This is a genomic window from Micromonospora sp. NPDC050200 (genome assembly GCF_040656135.1).
Taxonomy (GTDB): Bacteria; Actinomycetota; Actinomycetes; order Mycobacteriales; family Micromonosporaceae; genus Micromonospora.
The window spans coordinates 95,535-101,534 of the sequence record NZ_JBFALG010000023.1; the positions used below are offsets into that span (position 1 = coordinate 95,535).

Below are 6,000 nucleotides of genomic sequence, written 5' to 3' on the forward strand. Positions count from 1 at the left end.
CTCCGTGCGGCGCTCTTCAGCGGCCCGCCGGGCACCCTCGCCGTGGCAACCGCACCAGTCTACCCGAGCTGATTCCGCGGCCTCCGGCAGTCCCCTCCACACCGTCCCCGCCGGCGCGCCGACCGGCGGGAACGGTGTCGCACCACGGTCGCGGCCGCGGCGCGAAGGTCAGCTCAGGCCACCGAAGAGGGTCGTCACCGACCCGTCGTCGAAGACCTCGCGGATCGCCCGGGCCAGCAGCGGCGCGATCGACAGCACGGTGAGCTTGTCGAGCTGCTTCTCCGGCGGCAGCGGCAGCGTGTTCGTCACCACGACCTCGCTGATCGGGCTGTTCTTCAGCCGCTCGGTCGCCGGGTCCGACAGCAGGGCGTGGGTGGAGGCGACGACGATCTCGGCCGCGCCGGACTCCTTCAGGATGTCGGCGGCCTTGCTGATCGTGCCACCCGTGTCGATCATGTCGTCGACGATCAGGCAGACCCGGCCCTCGACCTCACCGACCACCCGGTTCGCCACCACCTGGTTCGGCTTCAGCGGGTCCCGCGTCTTGTGGATGAACGCCAGCGGGCAGCCACCCAGCCGGTCGGTCCACCGCTCGGCCACCCGCACCCGGCCGGAGTCCGGCGCGACCACGGTCATCGGCCGGCCGGCGAACTTGCGTTCCACGTACTCGGCGAGGATGTCCATCGCGAAGAGGTGGTCCACCGGGCCGTCGAAGAAGCCCTGGATCTGGGCGGTGTGCAGGTCGACCGTGAGGATGCGGTTCGCCCCGGCGGTCTTCAGCAGGTCGGCGATCAGCCGGGCGGAGATCGGCTCCCGGCCCCGGTGCTTCTTGTCCTGCCGCGCGTACGGATAGAACGGCAGCACCACGGTGATCCGCTTGGCCGAACCACGCTTCAGCGCGTCGATCATGATCAGGGTCTCCATGACCCAGGTGTTCACCCCGTGCGTGACGGACTGCACCACGAAGGCGTCCGAACCACGCACCGAGTCCTTGAACCGTACGAAGATCTCACCGTTGGCGAAATCGTACGAGTCGGAAGGCGTTGGCGCGACGCCGAGCACCTCACCGATCTCCTTGGCCAACTCCGGAAAGCCACGTCCGGAAAAGAGCATCAGGCTCTTGCGGTTTTCGGCGACGATGCTGCCCATGGGCCCGTCTGCTCCCGTTGGTCGGTGGTTCCCGGCGGCGGTGTGTGGCCGGGGCCTATTCGGTTGCAGTATCCCCCGCGCCCGACGCCCGTCTCACGGTCTCCGCACCCCCGTGGATTGCCTCACCTTCCCTTGCGACCGGGCCACCGGCCGACGCACCCTCCGCCAGCGCCCGCTCCGCCGCCGCAGCCGACGCCGTACCGGCCCGCTTGCGGGTCACCCAGCCGTCGATGCTGCGCTGCGGGGCCCGGGTCACCCCGAGCGCGCCCGGGGGCACGTCCTGCGTGATCGCGCTGCCCGCCGCCACGTACGCCCCCGCGCCCACCTCGACCGGCGCGATCAGGCTGGTGTCGCAGCCGATGAAGGCCGCCTCACCCACCGTGGTGCGGTGCTTGTTCACCCCGTCGTAGTTCACGAAGATCGTCGCCGCGCCGATGTTGGCCTTCGCCCCGATCGTCGCGTCACCCACGTACGACAGGTGCGGCACCTTCGCACCCGGGCCGACCTCGGAGTTCTTCACCTCGACAAACGTGCCGACCTTCGACTTCTCGGCCAGCCGCGCGGCCGGGCGCAGGTACGCGTACGGCCCGACACTGGCCCCGGGACCCACCTCGGCGCCCACCGCGTGGCTGCGCAGCACGGTCGCCGCCGCGCCCACCACGGTGTCGACCAGCGTGACGTCCGGCCCGACGACCGCCTCCGCGCCGACCACGGTCGTGCCGCGCAACTGGGTGTTCTGGTCGATCACCGCGTCCCGCTCGACGGTGGCGGTGACGTCGATCCAGGTGGTGTCCGGGTCGAGGATGCTCACCCCGGTCCGCATCCACGCCTCGTTGACCCGGTCGCGCAGCAGCCGGCGCAGCCCGGCCAGCTCCACCCGGTCGTTGCAGCCCAGCGTCTCGACGTGGTCCGCGGCGACGTGCACGCCCACCGGCTCCCCGGCCGAGACGAGCAGGCCGAAGACGTCGGTCAGGTACTCCTCGCCCTGGTCGTTGTCGGTGGAGAGCTTGCCCAGCGCGTCCCGCAGCCGCACCGCGTCGAACGCGTAGATGCCGGCGTTGATCTCCCGCAGGGCGCGCTGCGCGGGGGTGGCGTCGCGTTCCTCGACGATCTGCTCCAGCCGGCCCGCGGCGTCGCGAACGATCCGGCCCAGGCCGGTCGGGTCGGGCACCTCGGCCGCGAGCACCGTCGCCGCCGCACCCTCGCCCTCGTGCGCCGCCACCAGCGCGGCCACCGTCTCGCCGCGCAGCAGCGGGACGTCGCCATTGATCACGACCACCGTGCCGGCGGCCTCCGGCACCGCCTCCAGCGCGATCCGCACGGCGTGCCCGGTGCCGAGCTGCTGCGCCTGCAGGACCGGGGTGGCGTCCGGGGCGATCTCGGTCAGGTGCGCCCGGACCTGCTCGGCACCGTGACCGACCACGACCACGGTGCGGTCGGCGGCCAGCGGCGCGGCCGCGGTCAGCACGTGGCCGAGGAGCGTACGACCGAGCAGCGGGTGCAGCACCTTGGGCAGCGCCGACTTCATCCGCTTGCCCTCACCGGCGGCGAGCACGACAACGGTACGGAGGTGGGGCTGGGGCACGACGTGGCTCCCGTCGGGAAGGCGACTGTCTCGCGGCCATGCTAACCAGGCTGCGCGGGTGGTTCGTCCCATACCCCGACTGAGGGGCGCGTACGCGAGGAGGGCTCGGCCGCCAGGGTTCGAACCTGAAACACGGGTACCAAAGACCCGGGTGTTGCCAATTACACCACGGCCGATTGTGACGCAAGACAGCTTAACGCTTCCGCCTGAGGTGCCCCCACCCCTATGCGATCGCCTCATCAAGCCCTGCGACGAGTCCCTCGATCCTCCAGTACAGCTCCCGACTACGCGGCACATCGACCACCAGGCAGCCGCGCGTCGCCAGGGTTTGGACTTGGTGCCCTTCGAGTGGGCCCGGCGCCGTGCCGCCACCTCCTCGTCGGAGTCGAGCGGGAGATGCTTCACCCACTGGTACGCGGTCGACTTCGCCACCCCGAACTGCTGGGCGATGTCGTTGACCGAGCAGCCCTGACCCCGCAGCTCCACCGCCTCCGCGCGCAGCTCGTCCTTGGCGTTGGGCCGCCGGGTCCACTCCGGCGGCGGCACCCCGCGCAGCAACTCGTACACCCGGTTGCGTGCCAGCCCGGTGCGGGCCCGGATCTCGCGGACGGACAGCCCTTCCTCGGCGCGCAGCCGGCGCACCTCGGCGCCGATCGGATCGGTCACGACCGGCAGACTGGAACGGCCGTACGACAGTCTCTTCATCCATGTCCGCGACTGTTCACCCCGCCCGGACGGCGGCGTGCGTACGGTGACGAAGGCGTGACTCCTCCTCTGCGAGGTGCGATGTGATCTCCCTGACGGACCAGAGTGCCACCGGCCCGAAGCCGCTCACCCAGGGCCCGCAGTCCACCGGCATCCTGATCGCCCTGTGGGCGTTCGTGGTCGTACCCTTCCTGGCCCTGCTCGCGGCCGTGCCGGTCGCCTGGGGCGGCTGGCTGAGCGGGACGGACCTGGCGGTCGCCGCGTTCTGGTACCTGCTCTCCGGACTGGGCATCACCATCGGCTACCACCGGTACTTCACCCACGGTTCGTTCAAGGCGCCGCGCCCGGTGCGGGTCGCGTTGGCGGTGGCGGGCTCGTTCGCCGTCCAGGGCGAGGTCATCCAGTGGGTCGCCGACCACCGCCGGCACCACGCCTTCTCCGACGCCGAGGGTGATCCCCACTCGCCGTGGCGCTACGGCGCGAGTGTCCGCGGGCTGGCCAGGGGTCTGTTCCACGCCCACGTGGGCTGGCTCTTCGGCCGTGAGCTGTCCAACCGGGCCCGCTTCGCCCCGGACCTGCTGGCCGACCGGGACACCCGGCGGGTGGACCGGCTCTTCCCGCTGCTGGTGGTGGTCTCGGTGCTGGGGCCGGCCATGATGGGCGGCCTGGCGACCTGGTCCTGGTCCGGGGCGTGGACGGCGCTCTTCTGGGGCGGCCTGGTCCGCATCGCGCTGCTGCACCACGTGACCTGGTCGATCAACTCGGTCTGCCACGTCTACGGTGAGCGGCCGTTCGCGATGCGCCAGGGCGACCGGGCGTCGAACTTCTGGCCGTTGGCGATCCTGTCGTTCGGCGAGAGCTGGCACAACCTGCACCACGCCGACCCGACGAGCGCCCGGCACGGCGTGCTGCGCGGCCAGGTGGACATCTCCGCCCGGGTGATCTGGCTGCTGGAGAAGGCGGGCGCGGCGCGGGACGTCCGCTGGCCGAAGCCGGAACGGATCGCCGCCAAGCTGGTGAAGCCGGTGGCACGGCGCTGAAACCGGGCGGTGCCCGCGAAGGTCACCTGGCAGGATGGCCGGGTGACCGAGGCAGACGGGCACGGCGGCAGGAACATCCCACGACAGGGCGTCACCGAGCGCCGGCGAGGTGACGCAATGGCGGACGAGGCCACCGACGGGCGACGACGGGCGACGACGGCGGCGGCCGCGAAGCCCACCTCCCGGGTACGCATGTCCGCCGCCCAGCGGCGGGAGCAGCTGATCACGATCGGCCGGCAGATCTTCGCCGAGCGCGGTTTCGACGCCACCTCCATCGAGGAGGTGGCGTCCCGCGCCAAGGTCTCCAAGCCGGTGGTCTACGAGCACTTCGGCGGCAAGGAGGGCCTCTACGCGGTGGTGGTCGACCGCGAGGTGCGGGCCCTGTTGGACCGGATCACCACCGCGTTGACCGCCGGGCACCCGCGGGAGTTGCTGGAGCAGGCGGCGTTGGCCCTGCTCACCTACATCGAGGAGGAGACCAGCGGGTTTCGGGTGCTGGTCCGGGAGTCGCCGCTGATGTCGGCGACGGGCAACTTCAGCAGCGTGATGAACGACGTCGGGCACCAGGTGGAGCACATCCTGGCGGCTGAGTTCTCCAGTCGGGGCTACGACCCGAAGCTGGCCGAGCTCTACTCGCAGGCGCTGGTCGGGATGGTGGCGTTGACCGGCCGTTGGTGGCTGGAGGTGCGCAAGCCGCGCAAGGAGACGGTGGCGGCGCACCTGGTGAACCTGTCGTGGAACGGGCTGTCGCACCTGGAGGCGAAGCCGGGGTTGATCACCCGTAAGCGGGCCTGACCGTGGCTGCCGGGTCGGTTCAGCGGGCGCCGGCCCCGGAGATCCGGTGTTGCCGGTGGCGCCGTTCCGCCTCGGCGTGCTCGTCCGGGCCGACCTTGTCGTAGAGGCCGGTGGCGAGCAGCAGCAGCCCGAAGAGCATCGACACGATCACCGTGGACATGGAGAAGTTGAGGAAGTTCGCGGTGGTCTGCAGGACGGCCATCATGCCGAGGGCGGTGGCCAGGAAGACGATCCCGGCGGTCAGGTTCATGTAGTGGCCGAGGTTGCTGCGCCGGGACGCGCCGATGATCAGGAAGGCCCCGAAGAGCACCGAGACCAGCGAGAACGCCAGGTTGGTGCGGAGCCCGAGGACCCAGTCGTGGCCCTGGTGGAACAGCGGCTGTCCCAGGGTCTGCACGACGCCCCAGACGCCGAAGACGAGGATGTAGAGCCCGACGAGGCCGGCGAAGACCCGGTACAGCGGGCGGGCCGGGTGGTTCACCGGAAAGTGCGGCATAACCCCTCCGTCCGAGTACGACCGTTTCCGGAGAATTATCGCCCAGACCGCAGCCACCTGTCCGCCGAACAGCCGCAGGAGCCGGACCACCAAAAAGACCCCGCCCCGCCGGAGAGCAGAACTCACGGGCAGAGCGGGACCAGGACGGTTTTCGCCGGAGCCCGACCCGCGCAGGGATCAAGCCTGACCGCCCGGAGCGGGTCGGGCTCCGGCTGACCTGGCTCTTCTCC

The 6,000-nt window shown here is 71.0% G+C and carries 7 protein-coding genes, 1 tRNA gene and 1 pseudogene; 4 read left to right on the forward strand and 5 right to left on the reverse strand.

The window, feature by feature from the left end:
* Positions 1 to 168: 168 nt before the first annotated feature.
* From AB0I41_RS17560 to AB0I41_RS17570, 3 genes are all read right to left on the reverse strand, one after another.
* On the reverse strand, positions 169 to 1,149 hold the full coding sequence (locus AB0I41_RS17560; RefSeq protein ID WP_357108181.1) for a ribose-phosphate diphosphokinase: 981 nt from the start codon (positions 1,147 to 1,149) through the stop codon (positions 169 to 171).
* A 55-nt stretch (positions 1,150 to 1,204) separates the two neighbouring features.
* On the reverse strand, positions 1,205 to 2,734 hold the full coding sequence (glmU, locus tag AB0I41_RS17565; protein ID WP_357108183.1) for a bifunctional UDP-N-acetylglucosamine diphosphorylase/glucosamine-1-phosphate N-acetyltransferase GlmU: 1,530 nt from the start codon (positions 2,732 to 2,734) through the stop codon (positions 1,205 to 1,207).
* Positions 2,735 to 2,838: 104 nt separating this feature from the next.
* Positions 2,839 to 2,910: transfer RNA gene (locus AB0I41_RS17570), tRNA-Gln, on the reverse strand.
* 161 nt (positions 2,911 to 3,071) lie between these two features.
* On the opposite strand from AB0I41_RS17570, the gene AB0I41_RS17575 reads away from it, so the two are divergent.
* On the forward strand, positions 3,072 to 3,206 hold the full coding sequence (locus AB0I41_RS17575; protein ID WP_357108186.1) for a hypothetical protein: 135 nt from the start codon (positions 3,072 to 3,074) through the stop codon (positions 3,204 to 3,206).
* Here the strand turns inward: AB0I41_RS17575 and AB0I41_RS17580 are convergent.
* Positions 3,185 to 3,280 (reverse strand): annotated as a pseudogene (locus tag AB0I41_RS17580) (resolvase); the annotation flags it as partial. The gene AB0I41_RS17575 and the pseudogene AB0I41_RS17580 overlap by 22 nt on opposite strands.
* Here AB0I41_RS17580 and AB0I41_RS17585 point away from each other — a divergent pair.
* The 3 genes from AB0I41_RS17585 to AB0I41_RS17595 all read left to right on the forward strand — a co-directional run bounded on the left by AB0I41_RS17585 (position 3,243) and on the right by AB0I41_RS17595 (position 5,274).
* Entirely contained in the window at positions 3,243 to 3,500 is a 258-nt protein-coding gene (locus AB0I41_RS17585; protein ID WP_357108189.1) for a hypothetical protein, read from the forward strand. The pseudogene AB0I41_RS17580 and the gene AB0I41_RS17585 overlap by 38 nt on opposite strands.
* Before the next feature lie 25 nt (positions 3,501 to 3,525).
* On the forward strand, positions 3,526 to 4,479 hold the full coding sequence (locus AB0I41_RS17590; RefSeq protein ID WP_357108214.1) for an acyl-CoA desaturase: 954 nt from the start codon (positions 3,526 to 3,528) through the stop codon (positions 4,477 to 4,479).
* Between the two features lie 117 nt (positions 4,480 to 4,596).
* Complete coding sequence (locus AB0I41_RS17595; RefSeq protein ID WP_357108217.1) at positions 4,597 to 5,274, forward strand: TetR/AcrR family transcriptional regulator; 678 nt, start codon at positions 4,597 to 4,599, stop codon at positions 5,272 to 5,274.
* A 19-nt stretch (positions 5,275 to 5,293) separates the two neighbouring features.
* On the opposite strand, the gene AB0I41_RS17600 is transcribed toward AB0I41_RS17595, so the two are convergent.
* On the reverse strand, positions 5,294 to 5,770 hold the full coding sequence (locus tag AB0I41_RS17600; RefSeq protein WP_357108192.1) for a DUF4383 domain-containing protein: 477 nt from the start codon (positions 5,768 to 5,770) through the stop codon (positions 5,294 to 5,296).
* Positions 5,771 to 6,000: the final 230 nt, after the last annotated feature.

What these genes read in the sequence shown, in the direction of transcription:
- AB0I41_RS17560 (WP_357108181.1), bottom strand. Translation starts at nt 1,149, where the DNA reads ATGGGCAGCATCGTCGCCGAAAACCGCAAGAGCCTGATGCTCTTTTCC.
- AB0I41_RS17595 (WP_357108217.1), top strand. Translation starts at nt 4,597, where the DNA reads ATGGCGGACGAGGCCACCGACGGGCGACGACGGGCGACGACGGCGGCG.
- AB0I41_RS17600 (WP_357108192.1), bottom strand. Translation starts at nt 5,770, where the DNA reads ATGCCGCACTTTCCGGTGAACCACCCGGCCCGCCCGCTGTACCGGGTC.